This window comes from Streptomyces sp. NPDC054961 (assembly GCF_053609145.1).
On record NZ_JBSGWY010000014.1, the window covers coordinates 110361 to 126163 of the forward strand.

Here is a 15803-nt window from a genome sequence, read left to right on the forward strand (position 1 = left end):
GGGGCGCGTTCGGGGGGGTGTTTTTGTGGGGGGCGCGTCCCCGCCCCCGGGCCCCCCCCGCTCGCTGGCGGCCCGTTGCCCCCCGCCCGGTACGGCGCTCCTCGGGCCGGACCCCGTCCCGGCGCTCGAACCACGCGGTCAGCCGGGCCCGCGCCTGACGGTCCCGGTCGCCGGCGGCCCCGGCCTCCGTCTCGGCGAAGGAGACCTCGCGCAGGAGCACCCGGGCGGGCAGGGCGGTGTCCTCGTCGCCGGGGAGTACGGCGAGCACCGAGTAGCGGGTCCCCGGGGCGAAGACCACCTCCGGTTCGGCGGCGTCCGGGGCGAAGGCCGCCGTACGGCGCCCGGTGGCCGACCAGATCCCGAACTCCACGGGAACCCCGAGGTCCACGTCGTGCGCCAGGACCCCGGCGACCGGGGCCGGCTCCGCCACGAGGCTGCCGGGGCGGTAGGCGTCGAGCTCGGTCCCCTGCGCCGACGCGCCGACCAGGACGGCCCCGTGATGGCTCGGCAGCCTCCGCAGCCCCGATCCGAGGCACCGCAGATACGGGCCGAGCGGCCCCTGCCCCCCGGCCCGGGCCTCGGCCACCAGCTCCGCGCGGCCGGCGGGTCCGCCACTGTCGGCCTGGTGCAGGAGTACGGCCACCAGGTCCGGCTTGAGGTCCTCGCGCTGCGCGGACCGCAGGCCGGGGAGTTTGGCCGCCACCAACTCGGCCTTGCTCGCGACGAGGTGGTACCGCTGCCCGAGCAGCGCCCTCAGGCCCTCCCGGTCCGGGGCGGAGGCCGCGGCGACCGCTGCCGCTGCCGCTGCCGCTGGGGGCGCGGGGTGCGGTGTGGGCACGGGTGCCGCTGCCGGTACGGGCGCGCTCGCCGAAGCGGGGGCAGGCGCCGGAGCGGCCTCGGCGAGGGGCGCGGACGCCGGTCCCCCCACCGGACCCGAAGCCGCTCCGGGCCCGGCCGCCGCAACCGGTGCGGGTCCCGCTGCGGGTGCGGCACCCGGGGCCGGTTCCTGGACCGGGGCCGGGGCCGGGGACGGTTCGGGAGCCGAGGACGGTTCGGGAGCGGAGTCCGGCGGCAGGGCCGGAGCGACGGCCGGGACGGGCGTCACGCTCGGGACGGGCACGGGCACGGGCGCGGGCGCGGCTGCGGCCGCCGCCGTGCGGGCCGGCGTGCCCGTAGGACCCCCGGAGCCGGGGGGTACCTGCCCGGATGACGGCGGGCTCGCGGGGCCGGGAAGCACAGGAGCAACCGGCCCCGGAGGCCGTGCATCCGGGCCGGGGGTCACCGGATCGGCAGGACGGGGATCCAGGGGATCGTCAGGGCCCGGAGGCACCGGGGCAGCCGGACCGGAAGGCTCGGGCCCCGGGGAACCGGAAGACACGGACCCGACGGAAGCGGAAGGACCGGGACCGACGCGACCCAAGGCCACAGCTCCACCCGCACCAGAAGGCACAGCCATCACCGGGCCGAAAACCACAGACCCGCCCGCACCGGACGGATCAGGCCGCACGGAACAGGAAGGACCGGGTTCGACGGAAGCGGAAGACCCGGGGCCGACAGGACCGGACGCCGCGGGACCGACGGGGCCAGACGGCGCGGGACCGACGGGGCCAGACGGCGCGGGACCGACGGGACCGGACGCCGCGGGACCGACGGGGCCAGACGGCGCGGGACCGACGGGACCGGACGCCGCGGGACCGACGGGGCCGGAAGGCGCGGGGCCGACGGGGCCGGAAGGCGCGGGGCCCACGGGGGCGGACCGACCCGGCCCTGGAGGGGCGAGGGTCTCGGCGCTGTCCGGGGCGTGCCCGCCTGTGGCCTGCGGCTCCGGCCCGAGCCATTCCACCGGGTGGCGGCGGCACAGGAAACGTCCCACGGCCTCCGCGTCGCCGTCGCCCGTGCCGGCCAGGACCAGACCGTAGGGGCCGCCGCCCAGCGGGGACGGCAGGGCGGCCAGGACCGGCTCGAGGTGGTCCCAGACCTCGGTGCCGAGTGGCCGGCCGCGTTCGCCGATGATGAGGAGGGGACGTTCGTACGCGGCCGGGCGCATGCGGGGTTCGACGCCCTGCGGTTCCGCTTCGGGCCGCAGCCAGAGCCCGGCGGGGACGGCCTCCAGCACCCAGCCGTCCCACGCGGCGAACAGCGCGGGCCCCGCCGTGCGCAGCGGGTGGACCGTGTGCCACCCGGAGGCCACGACGCGGCCGTGCGACGGCGAGGCGGTGAGTTCGGCGAGGACGGGCTCCCAGGTGGGGCGGCCCTCCGCGTCCAGGAAGGCGGTGGTGCTGTGCTCCGCGCCCCGGACGGGCAGGCCGACGGCGGCCCGTACGTCCTGGCCGAAGTGGCCGGCCAGCGCGGCGGCCATGTCGGCCAGCGCGGCGGGACCGGCCCAGGGAGCGCAGAGCAGCAGCCCCGCGGGGGCCAGGCCGAGCGCGACGACCCGGCGCAACAGTTCGGCCGCGGGCAGATGCGGATCCTGCGGGGAGCCGACGCCGAGGATGAGCGTCCCGGGGTCGGCGGCGGCCAGCGCTCCCGCCCCGTCCGGGCGTCCGGGGGCGGACAGCCAGAACCCCTGGCTGATCGGCTCGGCCCGCGGATCCGCAGGCACCGGCCGCTCCCCGCCCCCCTCGCCCGACTCCTGCCAGTCCCCCGCACGCGCCGGCGCCCCCGCATGCCCCGGCTCCGCCGCGTCCCCCGCCGAGCGCGCCTCGCCCGGGTCCGTCGCATCCCCCGCGTCCGCCGAGTCCGCCGACGAGCGCGCCTGGCCCGCGTTCCCCGGCTCCCCCGCCCCGCGTGCCCCGCGCGGCTCGCCCACCTCTCCTTCCGCACCCGCCTCGCCGGGCTCCCCCGCGTTCACCCGCGCCTCCGCGTCCGACGGCCACGTCGGCCCGAGGTCCCGGTCCGGTCCCTCCGCGGGCTCGACCAGCCACCACGAGCCGGGAGTCGTGTCCCCCGGCGCCGTTACCCGCAGCCTGCCGTCGGCCTCGACCGAGACCAGCCCGTCGGGTGCGATGACGGGCAGACCGGCGGCGCGGGCGACCGCGTCGGCGGGCCGGCGGCCGTCCGGTCCGGGCGCCGCCAGGCCCGAGGCGGCGAGGACCAGGGCCGAGGCCCCGCGCTCGCGTGCCAGACCGGCCAGCCGCGCCAGCGAGGCGCGCAGCACCGGAGCGGCGTCGGCCGCGGCGGCGAGGACGAGCAGGGCGTCGGGGTCCGGCCGCAGGCCGGCCAGGGCCGATGCCAACGGGGCGTCGTCCGCCCCCGCGGGCGCGATGACGAAGTGCGCCCCGAGGGCACGCAGTTGGGAGCCGCTCCGGCCGGACGGCGTCACGGTGACGGGTGGGGGCGTGCCTGTGTTCATCGATGCTGTCCGTTCTGCCGGTCCGTCCCCACGCACGTCGCCCTCACTCACCCTCACTCGCCACCGCCACCGCCACCGCCACCGCCACCGCCACCACCGACATCACCGTCGTGACCGCCGTCGCCGCCGTCGCCGCCGTCACCCTCCCCCTCGCCGCCGCGCTGGCCCGCGTACAAGCCCGTCTGGACCTGGACCGTACGGCGCCGCGTGATGTGCAGGCCCCGCCCGACCGGGAGCACCTTGGGTTTGACGTTGCCGAAGAGGATGCCTTCGGAGGGCGGGCAGGACAGCAGCAGCGCCGGGGTGTTGACCTCTTGGAGCTTGCGCAGGAGCGGGTCGACCAGCCCGCGTCCGGCGTTGTTGGCCGAGCGGGCGACGATGAGGTGCAGGCCGATCTCGGCGCCCTGGGCGAGGTGTTCGAGCAGCGGGGTGAAGGGATGGGTTCCCGAGCTGCCGATGAGTTCGTAGTCGTCGACGACGACGAACAGTTCGGGCCCCTGCCACCAGTCCCGCAGGCGCAGTCGGCTCGGCGTGATGTCCGCCGACGGCACCCGGTTGACCATCGCCTTCGCGGCTCCGTCGACCATCTGCCGCAACGCGTCCGCCGCGACGGCGTAGCCGAGCCGATGGGATTCGGGGACGGTCTCGTAGAGTTCGCGCCGGAAGTCGACCAGCATGATGCGGGCCTGGGCCGGGGTGTAGGCGCTCATGATCTGCGTGGTGATCAGCTTCAGGAGGTTGGTCTTGCCGGACTCGCTGTCGCCGACCACGATCAGGTGCGGATCCTGCTCGAAGTCGTGCCAGAGCGGCTGGATCTGCTGGTCCTCCAGGCCGAGCGGGATCTGCAACGTACCGCGCGGGGCCGGGAGTTCGGCGGCGTCGAGGAGCAGGGGCAGCATCCGGACAGCGGGGGCGCGCGGGCCCGTCCAGTGGTCGGCGACCACGTCGGCGAGGTCGGCCACCCCTTCGCTGAGGTCGCCGGCGGTGCCGCGGCCGTCCATCCGGGGCAGGGCGGTGAGGAAGTGCATCTCGTCGCCGGTCAGGCCCCGGCCGGGGATCTGCGGGACCTTGGCGGCGGCGCGCATGTTGACGACCGAGTCGATCGGGTCGCCGAGGCGCAGTTCGAGCCGGGTCTGGAGCTGGTCGCGCAGGCCGCTGGTGACCTCGCCCCAGCGGGTGGTGCCGATGATCAGGTGGACGCCGTAATTGAGGCCCCGCTGGGAGATCAGTGTGAACTGCTGGACCAGGTCCGGGAACTCCTGGCGCAGCGTGTTCCAGCCGTCCACCACGAGGAAGACGTCGCCGTACGGGTCGTCGGCGAACTCGCCGGCGGCCTTGCGGCGGCGGAAGGAGGCGACCGAGTCGACGGCCTCCTCCGCGAAGTACTTCTCGCGGCGCGTGATCACGCCGTTGATCTCGGCGACGGTCCGGTTCACCCGCTCGGGGTCGTGCCGGCCGGCCACACCGCCCACGTGCGGCAGTTCACGCAGGGAGGTGAGTGCGCCGCCGCCGAAGTCCAGGCAGTAGAACTGCACTTCGGCCGGGGTGTGGGTGAGGGCCAGGCCGGCCATGACGGTCCGGATCAGGGTGGACTTGCCGCTCTGCGGGGCGCCCGCGATGCCCATGTGGCCGCCCGCGCCGGACAGGTCGACCGTGAGCAGGTCACGCATCTGCTGGAAGGGCCGGTCGACGACGCCGACCGGGATCTTCAGGGTGCCGCGTACGGAATCGCCCTCGACGGTGAGGCCGAACCGCGGGTCGGGGGCGAGCGGCGGCAGCAGTTCGTCGAGCGTGGGCGGCACGTCCAGCGGCGGCAGCCACACCTGGTAGGCGGGCGGTCCGGCGTCGTACAGCCGCTGGGTGGCGATGTCGAGCAGCGCCCGGGTCTCCTCGGCCTCCTCCTGCGGGGTCTCCTCGACTTCGGGGAGCGGCGGCGGGGCGATGTACTCGGTGCTGTGCTCGACCACCTGGCCGGTGAGGGCCGCCAGCCGGCCGGGGCTCCGCTTCGGCTTGTAGGTGCCGGAGACGTACGCCGCCTTGAAGCGGCTCAGGGTGGAGATGTCGCTGCGCAGGAAGCCGTTGCCGGGCTGGGAGGGCAGCTGGTAGGCGTCGGGCACGCCCAGGACGCCGCGGCTCTCCATCGCGGAGAAGGTGCGCAGGCCGATGCGGTACGAGAGGTGTGATTCGAGGGCGTGTACGCGGCCCTCGTCCAGGCGCTGCGAGGCGAGCAGCAGGTGGACGCCGAGTGAGCGGCCGAGTCGGCCGATCATCACGAACAGGTCCATGAAGTCACGGTGCGCGGAGAGGAGTTCGGAGAACTCGTCGACGACGACGAAGAGGGTGGGCATCGGGTCGAGCGGGGTGCCCGACGCGCGCGCCGTCTCGTACTCCAGGAGGGAGGAGTAGTTGCCGGCCGCGCGCAGCAGTTCCTGCCGGCGCATCATCTCGCCGTGCAGGGCGTCGCGCATGCGGTCCACGAGCGCGGCCTCGTCGGCGAGGTTCGTGATGACGGCCGAGGTGTGCGGAAGCTTGTCGAGGCCGAGGAAGGTGGCGCCGCCCTTGAAGTCGACGAGGACGAAGTTGAGGATCTCCGAGGAGTGCGTGAGGGCCAGCGCGAGGACGAGGGTCCGCAGGAGTTCGGACTTTCCGGAGCCGGTGGCGCCGATGAGCATCCCGTGCGGTCCCATGCCGCCCTGGGCGGACTCCTTGATGTCGAGGGCCACGGGGGCGCCGTCGGCGCCGACGCCGAGCGGGACCCGCAGCCTGTTCGACTGGTTGCGCTGGGACCACTGCTGCTGGACGTCGAAGGTGTGCAGGTCGTGGATGCCGAGGAGCGAGGTCAGGTCGAAGTCCGCGGCCAGCGGTTCCCCGGCGTCGACGGAGTCGCCGAGCCGGTAGGGGGCCAGCAGCGTCGCGAGGCGGCGGGCCGCGGCGGGCGCCATGGCGTCGGGGCGGCCGAGGACGGTCACGTCGTCCTTGCGGTTGCGGTCCGAGCCGACCATCTCCAGGGTGCTGTCGGTGATCCGCAGCCGCAGTGTGACCCGGGTGTGCTTCCACTCCAGCACCCCGGCCAGGTCGATGAGGGTGGCGTTGCGGTATCCGGCGAGGGCGGCGCGGTGCGGGCCGGCCAGCTGGGCTCCGTCGAGCACGATCACGGTGTACGGCTCGTCGCGGCTGGGGGTCGCGTCGGGTTCGTAGGGCGGCCGGGCGGCGAACTCGTCGCCGAGCAGCTGCTCGACCTCGCCGATGGTGGCGGCGACCAGCCGTACGGGGCCCGCGCCGTCGGTTTCGAGGGGGTGCAGGGCGTGGGGCAGCCACTTGGTCCAGTCCCAGTGCGCGCGCCGGTCGGGGGAGGTGACGACCGCGATGCGCAGTTCGTCGGGGGCATGCAGGGTGGCGAGCTGGGCGAGGACGGAGCGGACCAGGGCGCGGGTGCGCTCCTCGCCGTCGGGTTGCTCGCAGCGGAGCATGACGTGGGCGAAGCCGCGCAGGTGGATGGCGATGGGCTGGCCGTCGACGGTTCCGTACGCGTGGATGAAGCGGCGCAGGGCGTGGGCGGCGAGCGGTTCGAGGTCCTCGACCGGTTTGGTGGCGAGCGGGGCGAGGCGTACGGCGAGGCGCTGGGCGCCGGTCGCGATGCGCACGTCGCTGAAGTCGGGGTGCGAGGCCCGGCGTTCCCAGAGCCGGGAGGTCCGTACGAGGGAGGGCAGTTCCTCCGGGCCCGGGTTGCGCCAGGCCAGGGCCTCCTGCTGCTTGCCGATGTCCTTGCGGACCTGGCGGCGCATCTGGCCGAGGTAGCGCAGGTAGTCGCGCCGCTCTCCGATCAGCTGCACCTTGCGGTCGCTGTTGCCGCGGATGATCTGGGTGACGAGCATGCCGACGGCGGAGAGCACCATGGTGCCCATCGCGATGTAGGTCATGATGCCGCCGTTGGGGCGGAGGAAGATGAAGACCATGGAGAGCGAGCTGAGCGCCATCGGCACCATGGTGATCATGTTGGAGGCGCTGCTCTGCTTCTCCGGCAGTACGGGGGGCTCCTGCAGCTGGAGCTCGCCCTCCGGCATTTCGGGTCCGGGACGCCGGGCCGGTCGGCTGACTAGCACCACGCTCAACGGGAGGCTCCTCACTTCCGGGCGGCCGGGCGGTCCGTCCCTCCGGGGAACGTGCGGGGCGCGGGCCGTGGTTCAGGAGGTCCCGGCGGTCCGGGGGCGGGTCGTTGAACCGGGGCCCGGGGCGGCGACGTTGCAGTGGGCGACGGCGCGGGAGCCCGTCCGGACGACAGGGGGGCGGTGGATCCGGTGAGTGATGACGAGGCCGAGACCGAGACCGAGACCGAGACCGAGGCGGTCCGGAGCATGCTGCGCGGCTGGCTGGCGGTGACGGTGCCGGCGGACCCCGCGGCGGGGGCGGACCCTGTGGCCGGGGCGGACCCCGCCGCCGGGGCGGACCCCGCCGCCGGAAGGGATCCCGGGGCAGGGACGCACCCCGCGGCCGGGACGGATCCGGTGCCGCGCACCGGCCTGGACGTACCGGAGGCCGAGGCGGCGGCCGTGGTCGAGGCCGTACGCGCCGTACTCGGCCTCGGCGCCACGCCGGGCGGCGGCCTCCTGCCCGAGCCCCCGGCCCCGTGCGCGTCCCCGTCGGCACGCGCCGGCCCCCGCGCGCTGTCCGCCCTGTCCACCGGCCGTTTCGCCGAGCTGCGGCTGCTGGCGTGGGCCCTGGTGGTCGAAGAGCATCCGTCGGCCGCGCGGTGGACCGCCGAGGAGAGGCTGGACGCGGAGTCCTGGTGCGCGCTGCTCCTGGAGCGGTGCGGCGAGGACGGGACGCGGCGGATGGTGGCCGCCCTGCGCGGGGAGAGCTGACCCGGTCCGCCGGCCGGTGAACCCGTCGCCCCGTCCCGGCCGTTCTCGCCCATGACGGCATTCCGGTACGCGGACGTGCCGGTGAGGAAGGACGGGCAGCGGTGAGCGGTGGCGCGGTGGCGGGACTCTGCCGATTGAGGTTTCGCGGGCCGCTGAAGGTGGTCGAGCTGTCCGTGCCCTCCGACGTGCCCTTGGGTGACCTGCTGCCGACCGTCGTCGGGTTCTCCGGCAAGGACGGCGAGGATCTGGCCGAGGAGGCCGTCGAGGCGGGTGGCTGGGTCCTGCAGCGCCTGGGCGCGGAGCCGCTCGACGAGGAGCTGTCCGCCGAGGCGCTCGGGCTCAAGGACGGTGAGGAGCTCCAGCTGCGCCACCGCCGGGACACGATGCCGCTCGTCCACTTCGACGACCTGGTGGACGGCATCGCGACCGGGCTGCGCGAGCGCGGCGATTCCTGGCGGCCGGTGATGACCCACCACCTGGCGCTCGCGGTGGCCCTCCTCGCGCTGGCCGGAGGCATCGTCCTGCTGGCCCTGCCCGGCCCGGACCAGCAGCGGATCACGGCCGCGGCCGTGACCGGCGTACTCCTGCTGCTCTGCGCGGGCAGCGCCTCGCGGGCGGTGGGTGACGCCGGGGCGGGAACCGCGCTGGGAGCCGCGGCCGTGCCCTACCTGGCGCTCGCCGGAGCGCTGCTGCCCGGCGGCGGCGGCGATCCCACGGCGGCGCGGGTCCTGGCCGGGAGCTCCGCGGCGGCGGGCGGCGCCGTACTGGCCCTCGCGGCGGTGGCCTGCGCGGCCCCGCTGTTCCTCGGGCTGGCGCTGACGGCGGCGCTCGGCATGGCCGCCGGGGCCGTCGCCCTGGCCGGGCTGCCGCTCGGGCACACCGCCTCCCTGGTCGCGGTGCTGGTCGTCGTGGTCGGCGCCTTCGCCCCCAGCCTCTCGTTCCGGATGTCGGGGCTGCGGCTGCCCGCGCTCCCCCGCAACGCCGAGGAGCTCCAGGAGAACATCGAGCCGTTCCCGGCCGCCGACGTGCTGGCCCGCAGTGCGGTGGCCGACGGCTATCTGACGGCCTTCCACGTGGTGGTCGGCGCCGCCTGCGCCGGCTGCCTCACCCTGATCGCGGGCCAGGACGGCTGGGCCCCGGCGGCCCTGACGGCCGCCCTCTCGGCGCTCCTGGCCCTGCACGCCCGTACGGTCGGGAGCGTGCCGCAGCGCTTGTCGCTGCTGCTGCCCGCCATCTACGGCCTGGCCCTGCTGACCGGCGGTTTCGCGGCCGGTCTGGCTCCCGGTGAACGGCCGATGCTGCTCACGGCGCTGGTGGCGGTGGCCGGTGTGGCCGCCGTCGTGTCGTGGACGGTGCCGGGGCGCCGGCTGCTGCCGTACTGGGGGCGGATCGCCGATCTCCTGCACAGCCTCGCGGCGCTGAGCCTGCTGCCGCTGGCACTGACCGTCGCCGGGGTCTTCCAGCTGGTCCGCGCGGTCGGCGGCTGACCGCCCGGCGCACCCCGCCGACCGCGCGCCGCACGCCGTGGACGCGCACCCCGCGCCGTACCCCGTCCGCCGCACGACGCCCGCTGTTCGACACACAAAGCTTTCTTGAGGAGGAGTGGGGATGCAGTCCAGGCGCGACCAGGTCCAGGCCCACCTGTTCGTGGTGGGCCGGCTCGGCGCAGGAATGCTGCGGGCCGAGCCCGACGCACCGGACACGCCGACCGGCCGTACCAACCGTGGCGTCAGGACGGGCCTGTACATCGGGATCGCCATCGCGGTGGTCGTCGGCCTGTACGGGGTGATCTCGCCCGGCGGCGCGACCGGCTGGCGCAAGCCCGGAACCCTGGTCGTGGTGAAGAAGACCGGGGCCCGGTACCTGTTCCTCGGCGGGGAGCTGCACCCGGTGCTCAACCAGTCGAGCGCACGGCTGCTGGCCGGGGAGAAGATGGTGGTCACCGAGGTCGCCGAGAAATCGCTGAAGGGGGCCCCGCGCGGCGGCCCGGTCGGCATCGTGGGCGCCCCGGACGGACTGCCGGCGGCCGGCGAACTGTCGGCGGACGGCTGGCTCGCCTGCGCCCTGCGCCCGCCCGCCGCCGACGCGGGCGCGCCCCAGATCTCGCTCGCCGTCGCGATGGCCGGCCAGGGAGCCGCGCTGACGGACCAGCAGGGCGTACTGGTCGCCACCCCCGACGGAGAGCGGCACCTGCTGTGGCAGGGGCAGCGGCTGCGGCTGGACACCGCCAACAGGGCCCCGGCCGCGCTCGGTTACGGCGCCGCCACGCCGTTCCCGGTCTCCGGAGCCTTCCTCAACACCCTGCCGGCCGGGCCCGACCTGGCGGCGGCGGACGTCCCCGGGCGCGGTGGTCCCGGGCCGGTCCTCTCCGGGCATCCGACGACCGTCGGGCAGCTGTTCACCGGTCCGGGCGGCGAGACCTACGTACTGGCGCAGGACGGTTTGCGGGCCCTGACCCGGACCGGCTTCGAGCTGCTGCGGGGGGATCCGCGCACCCAGCGCGAGGCCTACGCGGACGCTCCGGCGACCGCCACCCTGGTGGGCGCCGCCGACCTCGCCGCCCACTCGGCGGCGGCCCCGGCCGGGAGCCCGGGCGGCGCCCTGCCGGCCGAGCCTCCCCTGCTGCTGACCCCGTCACCGGGCCAGAGCGTCTGCGCCGGGCTGCGCCCGGGGGCCGCCGGCCCGGCCACGCTGGTGGCCCTGGCGGACACCGCGGCCGTGGCGGGCCGGCCTCCGGCGGCGCAGCCCGGGGTGAACCCGACCTGCGCGGACGCCGACCGGATCATGGTCAGGCCCGGCGGCGGAGCTCTCGTACGGGCCCTGTCCGGGGGCGGTACGGGCAGCACCTTCTACCTGGTGACGGACAGCGGGGTGAAGTACCCGCTGGCGTCCGCGGAGGCAGCGAAGCGGCTGGGCTACGGCGCCACTCCCACCGTGGGTGTCCCCGCCGGCCTGCTGAAACTGCTGCCGACCGGCCCGAGCCTGGACCCGGACGCACTGGCGGCGGGCGGTGTGGTGACCACCGCCGAGGCTCCGCCCTGCTCGGCGCGGAACGGCGGATGAACCCTTCGGCGGGGCCCGCCCGTTCTGTCTGGCAGAGGCACACGGCGTACCTCGCCGCCGCTCCGGTATCGACCTAGGAGAGCACGTGACAGCCAGTCCCGAAGAGCAGTTGGTCACTTCGGACCAGGTCATCCTCAACACCATCTCGCACCTGGACGGCTACCTGGTGCAGATGATGAACGCGCGTTCCCAGGTGGACGAGGTGATGGGACGGATCGGCTGGAACTACCAGGCCGAGTCGTCCAAGGCGTTCCTCCGCAAGGTCGAGGAGTGGATCATCGGCTACGACACGATCATGCAGAAGTACCAGACGCTCATCGACTCCACCCAGGGTGCGCAGAAGTTCCTCACCCAGGCGGAGGAGGAGGCGCACGCCTCGGGCGGCAACTGGGGCGGGCCGATCTTCGACGTGCTGAACGGCTGACCCTCCGCCGCTCCCACTCCCGCGCCGCTCGCCGCGCCCGAGCCCGAGCCCGAGCCCGCGCACCCTCTCACCGGATCACAGGGAAAGGCCCGCTTCCGTGTCAGACATCGAGATCAACCACAATGCGCTCGTCGAGGCCAACGAGGACATGAAGGCCGCGGCCAAGCAGATGCACACCAACCTGGCGGCGCTCGTCACCGACCTCTCCACGGTGAAGGACAACTTCAAGGGTGCCGCCGCAGCAGCGTTCCAGGACTTCGTCACGACCGTGCAGCAGTTGGACACCGCGATGTCGACGGAGTTCGACAGCGGCGCCGACAAGCTCGCGGACATGCACATGACCATCAGGAACGCCGACAAGCGCAGCGCCGCGCTGTTCCCCGGCGGACGCACCTGATCCGGCGGGCAACCAGCCGTACCGGCGGACGCCCGCCCCCACAGACCGGCAGGGCCGGAGGTCCCCTCGCCTCCTGCCCTGCCGCCAACGGACCCGGCCCCGCTCCCCCAGCAGGCCGGGTCCGTGCTTTCTCCCCGTACGCCTGAACCCCCGCCCGCGGCCGGCCCGTTCCTCCGGGTGGTGGGCGTACGACGGGACCCCGCGCACCGCGGCCGACACCCCGACGAAGGAGCAGCATGGCGAAGGAACCGAAGAAGGACGGCGACGAGGGGTCGGGCGACGGCGCCGACCTGAAAATCACCGACGAGTACCTCCTGGACTTCGCCGAGAAGAAGATCGCTCCCTTCCAGGCGTCCCTGGAACACAATCCGCATCTCCTCGCGCTCGCGAACTTCTGGCAGGTGGGGTCTCTGGTGGGGAACCGCGGGAAGCTGCTGCCGGGCAACACCGTGCGGCTGCCGAGCGCCGGGTTCCTGCAGACCAACTTCCAGACCTACGCCAAGCAGCTCGTCAGCGCCTTCGCCGTCATCTCCGCGGCCGCCCACGGCTCGTACGTCACGCTGCACGACATCCGGCTGATGATGGACAACGCGGACGACGACGCGCTGACCGCGGCCGAGATGTGGGAGGTCCTCACCCAGGTGCAGGCGAACTCGAAGCCCCCCACGGCCCCCAAACCGCCGGAATCCTGAGCCGACAAGAAAGGCGCCCCCGAGATGCCCACCTGGGACGAAGTCGCCCCGATCTTCCTTCCCAAGACCGACTCCGTGAAGACCCGCAACGACGTGGCGGGACCGGGCTCGCCCACGTGGCTCAGCGGTCACCAGAACTACTACGTCTCCAACGCCGCCACCGCGGACGTCAAGGCCCTGGCCGCCCACAAGAACCAGCTCTACGACATCTACACCCTTCTCAGACCTGTGAACGCCAACCTCGGCTGGGGGATGCTGGTCGGGGGGCGGATGAACTGGTCCATGTTCAACGACACCACCGCGAACTACAACACGTACCGCACCGGGGTCTGGGCCATGCTGGACGATCTGGTCAACAAGGCGGACAAGAACGAGACCGTCAACCACAACACGTTCGCGGAGGCCTCCACCGCCCTGCTGGGAGTCTGCGACCTGCTGAGCGTGACACTCGGCAAGGACGCCGGGATCATGCGGTGGATCGACGAGCTCGGGGACACCGGGGACAACTGGCGGGGCAGCGCGGCGGGTGAGTTCAAGAAGTACCTCTCCACCATCGCCCTGGCACTCACCCACATCCAGACCGACCTCCAGCATCCCGACAACTTCTACGCCCAGCTGTCCGGCACCGGGGGCATGCTGAAGCAGGCGTCGCGCGAGATGCTCGGGGCGCAGCTCGCATGGTTCGGCACCCGGCAGAGCGGTGCGACCGAGGTGCTGCAGGACGCACTCGACGCCCAGCTGACGGGCAACATCACGATGAGCTCCACCAAGGTCATGGTCAACGGGCTCAACGTCGACGACGGTGAGTTCTGGGACAACGTCCAACAGGCCGCCAAGAAGGCGTGGCTGGATGGTCTGAGTGCCAAGAAGCTCCAGGTTCCCTTCAAGGGGGTCACGGGCACGTACTCGCTGGACTCCCTGGCCGACGCCGTCTACGCGCTCCTCGACAACGAGTACAACCGTCTCGGCAGCGCCTTCGGACGCGGGGTCATCCAGCCCAACCTCGGCCTGCCCCAGGGAGGCGCCGGAGGCGGCCCCGTGCCCGAGCCCGGTCCCGGAGGCGCCGACGCCCCGCCCGGCGGCGGGACGGGCGACCAGAAGATCCCGCCGCCGGGGAGCAATACGCAGATCGACGGCGGCAAGGACCAGAAGGGCGGGAACAAGGGGGCGCCCAAGCCCGGCGGCCCCGTTCCCAAGCCCGGCGACCTCATCCCCAAACCCGGCGCACCCGTCCCGGGCAACCGCGATCCGATCACCGGGCTGCCCCTCCCCGGTACGACCAACCTCCTCGACAAGAACGGCAAGCCGGTCCTGGGCAAGGACAAGAAGCCGGTCATGGTCCCCGTGGGATCCGTCATCGGCAAGGACGGCAAGGTCCGGGACTCCAAGGGCAACCTCGTCCTCGGCGCGGACGGAAAACCCCTCGTGGCGCCGCCCGGCTCCAAGGTCAAGGAGCAGGCGCCACCCCACCCGGCCCCCTCCCCGCTCGACCAGATCAAGCTGCCGGAGGGCTCGAAGGTCGACCCCTCCGGCACCCTGGTCGACGCCAAGGGCAAGCCGCTGCTCGACTCCAACGGCAATCCGTACGCTCTCCCGAAGGGCGCGAGCGTCAAGCACGACGGCGTACTCGTCGACGCACAGGGCCGGCCCATCGACCGGATGTCCCAGCTGCTCGCCAACACCGAGCACGCGCTGCTCGACTCGCGAACGAGCGCCCGGCCGGGGACCAGCTCCCCCTACGTACCCGAGGTGCGGGGCCCCCTGGACCTGTCCGTGGGCGGATCGCACTCCGGCCTGGGTTCCGTCCCGGGCCTCGGCTCGGGAGCGGGCGGCCTCTCGGGGACGGGCGGCGCGAAGGGTTCCGGCGCCACCTCGGCGATCGCCGGCCCCACGATGCTGAGCGACCGGGCCATGGCGATGACCAACTCCTCGGCGCCTCCCGGCACCGAGGCCGACCGGGCCAAGGCCGCCGAGGAGGCGGCCAAGCAACTGGCCGCCCAGCAGCAGACCCAGAGCGGTCCGATGATGCCGCCGATGGGCGGAGCCGGAGCGGGCGCGGGAGCCGGGGCGGGCGGCCAGAAGGACCGCCAGCGGACCACCTGGCTCTCCGAGGACGAGGACACCTGGGGCACCGACACCGGGACCGTCAGCGGAGTGATCGGCCGATGACCGTACGACCGCACCACACAGGGAAGAAGGACCAGTGAGCCTCGAAGCCGAGGGCCGCATCGAGCAGATGATGGCCAGTCTGCGCGAACAGACCGAGAAGATGCACGAGGCGCGGGCGGAGCTCGACCGGGCGACCGCGACCGCGACCTCGAAGGACCGCATGGTCAGCGTGACCGTGGGTCCGCAGGGCCAGGTCATCTCCATGAACTTCCGCACCACGGCGTACCAGGAGATGGCCCCCGCCGAGCTGGCGGACGTACTGACCAACGTGCTCAACGACGCCCGGGGGCGGATGGGCGAGCAGGTGACCGAGCGGATCAAGTCGTTCGCGAACGTGGGCGAGCAGATCCGCATGGCGGGCGGCTTCGCCGAGATGTCGACGGACCTGGACGAGCTGTTCAAACCCCTGCGGTCCATGCGCCCGGGCTTCGAGGCGGAAGAGGCCAAGAAGCGTTCGACGAAGCAGGAGGAGTTCAATGGCTAAGCCGAAGCTCAAGTCCCTGGCGGACCTCAAGGGCAAGTTCGACGCCTATGACGACTACGAGGCGAAACTGCACGACCTGAGCCTGCGCATCGCCGAGGTGAACCGCCTCAACAAGGAATCGGCGGGTCACGACGCGATCGGCAAGAAGTACCACGAGGTGGTGGACAAGCCGACGGAGAACCTCACGGGCACCGTCAAGTACATCGGGAAGACCTTGACCCTGGTCACCACGGCCGGCAAGCAGTCCAAGGACATCACCGACAAGGCCGACGAGGACGCCACGAACTCCGGCGACTGGTAGCCCGCGCCCCTCCCCCCGCGCGGGGCCCCTCTCCCCACCCCGCGCCCTCCCTCCTCCCC

Annotated in this window: 10 protein-coding genes and 1 pseudogene; 9 read left to right on the forward strand and 2 right to left on the reverse strand. The window is 73.7% G+C overall.

Going from position 1 to position 15803, the window contains the following annotated elements:
* Positions 1 to 3352: pseudogene (locus tag ACWF9Z_RS15720) on the reverse strand (hypothetical protein); the annotation flags it as partial.
* Between the two features lie 53 nt (positions 3353 to 3405).
* Positions 3406 to 7464 (reverse strand): type VII secretion protein EccCa, encoded by a 4059-nt coding sequence (gene eccCa, locus ACWF9Z_RS15725; RefSeq protein WP_453602448.1) that lies wholly within the window; start codon positions 7462 to 7464, stop codon positions 3406 to 3408.
* Between the two features lie 186 nt (positions 7465 to 7650).
* Between eccCa and ACWF9Z_RS15730 the strand changes: the two genes are divergently transcribed.
* The 9 genes from ACWF9Z_RS15730 (at position 7651) to ACWF9Z_RS15770 (ending at position 15744) form a co-directional block, all read left to right on the forward strand.
* The gene (locus ACWF9Z_RS15730) at positions 7651 to 8214 is read left to right on the forward strand and encodes a hypothetical protein (RefSeq protein WP_453602451.1); all 564 of its coding nucleotides are present in this window, start codon (positions 7651 to 7653) and stop codon (positions 8212 to 8214) included.
* A 116-nt stretch (positions 8215 to 8330) separates the two neighbouring features.
* On the forward strand, positions 8331 to 9701 hold the full coding sequence (gene eccD / locus ACWF9Z_RS15735) for a type VII secretion integral membrane protein EccD (protein ID WP_453602497.1): 1371 nt from the start codon (positions 8331 to 8333) through the stop codon (positions 9699 to 9701).
* 121 nt (positions 9702 to 9822) lie between these two features.
* Positions 9823 to 11277 carry a type VII secretion protein EccB gene (gene eccB / locus ACWF9Z_RS15740; protein ID WP_453602454.1) on the forward strand — a complete coding sequence of 485 codons (1455 nt, stop codon included), beginning with the start codon at positions 9823 to 9825 and terminating at the stop codon, positions 11275 to 11277.
* Between the two features lie 85 nt (positions 11278 to 11362).
* The gene (locus ACWF9Z_RS15745; protein ID WP_453602457.1) at positions 11363 to 11701 is read left to right on the forward strand and encodes a hypothetical protein; all 339 of its coding nucleotides are present in this window, start codon (positions 11363 to 11365) and stop codon (positions 11699 to 11701) included.
* Between the two features lie 97 nt (positions 11702 to 11798).
* Positions 11799 to 12098: a WXG100 family type VII secretion target gene (locus ACWF9Z_RS15750; protein ID WP_453602459.1), complete on the forward strand. Its 300-nt coding sequence runs from the start codon at positions 11799 to 11801 to the stop codon at positions 12096 to 12098.
* 236 nt (positions 12099 to 12334) lie between these two features.
* A complete protein-coding gene (locus ACWF9Z_RS15755; RefSeq protein WP_453602461.1) occupies positions 12335 to 12790 on the forward strand; it encodes a hypothetical protein in 456 nt (151 codons plus the stop codon).
* Positions 12791 to 12814: 24 nt separating this feature from the next.
* Complete coding sequence (locus ACWF9Z_RS15760; protein ID WP_453602463.1) at positions 12815 to 14959, forward strand: hypothetical protein; 2145 nt, start codon at positions 12815 to 12817, stop codon at positions 14957 to 14959.
* 34 nt (positions 14960 to 14993) lie between these two features.
* Positions 14994 to 15443: a YbaB/EbfC family nucleoid-associated protein gene (locus ACWF9Z_RS15765; RefSeq protein ID WP_453602465.1), complete on the forward strand. Its 450-nt coding sequence runs from the start codon at positions 14994 to 14996 to the stop codon at positions 15441 to 15443.
* Complete coding sequence (locus ACWF9Z_RS15770) at positions 15436 to 15744, forward strand: hypothetical protein (RefSeq protein ID WP_453602467.1); 309 nt, start codon at positions 15436 to 15438, stop codon at positions 15742 to 15744. Before ACWF9Z_RS15765 ends, ACWF9Z_RS15770 begins: the two co-directional genes overlap by 8 nt.
* Positions 15745 to 15803 lie beyond the last annotated feature (59 nt).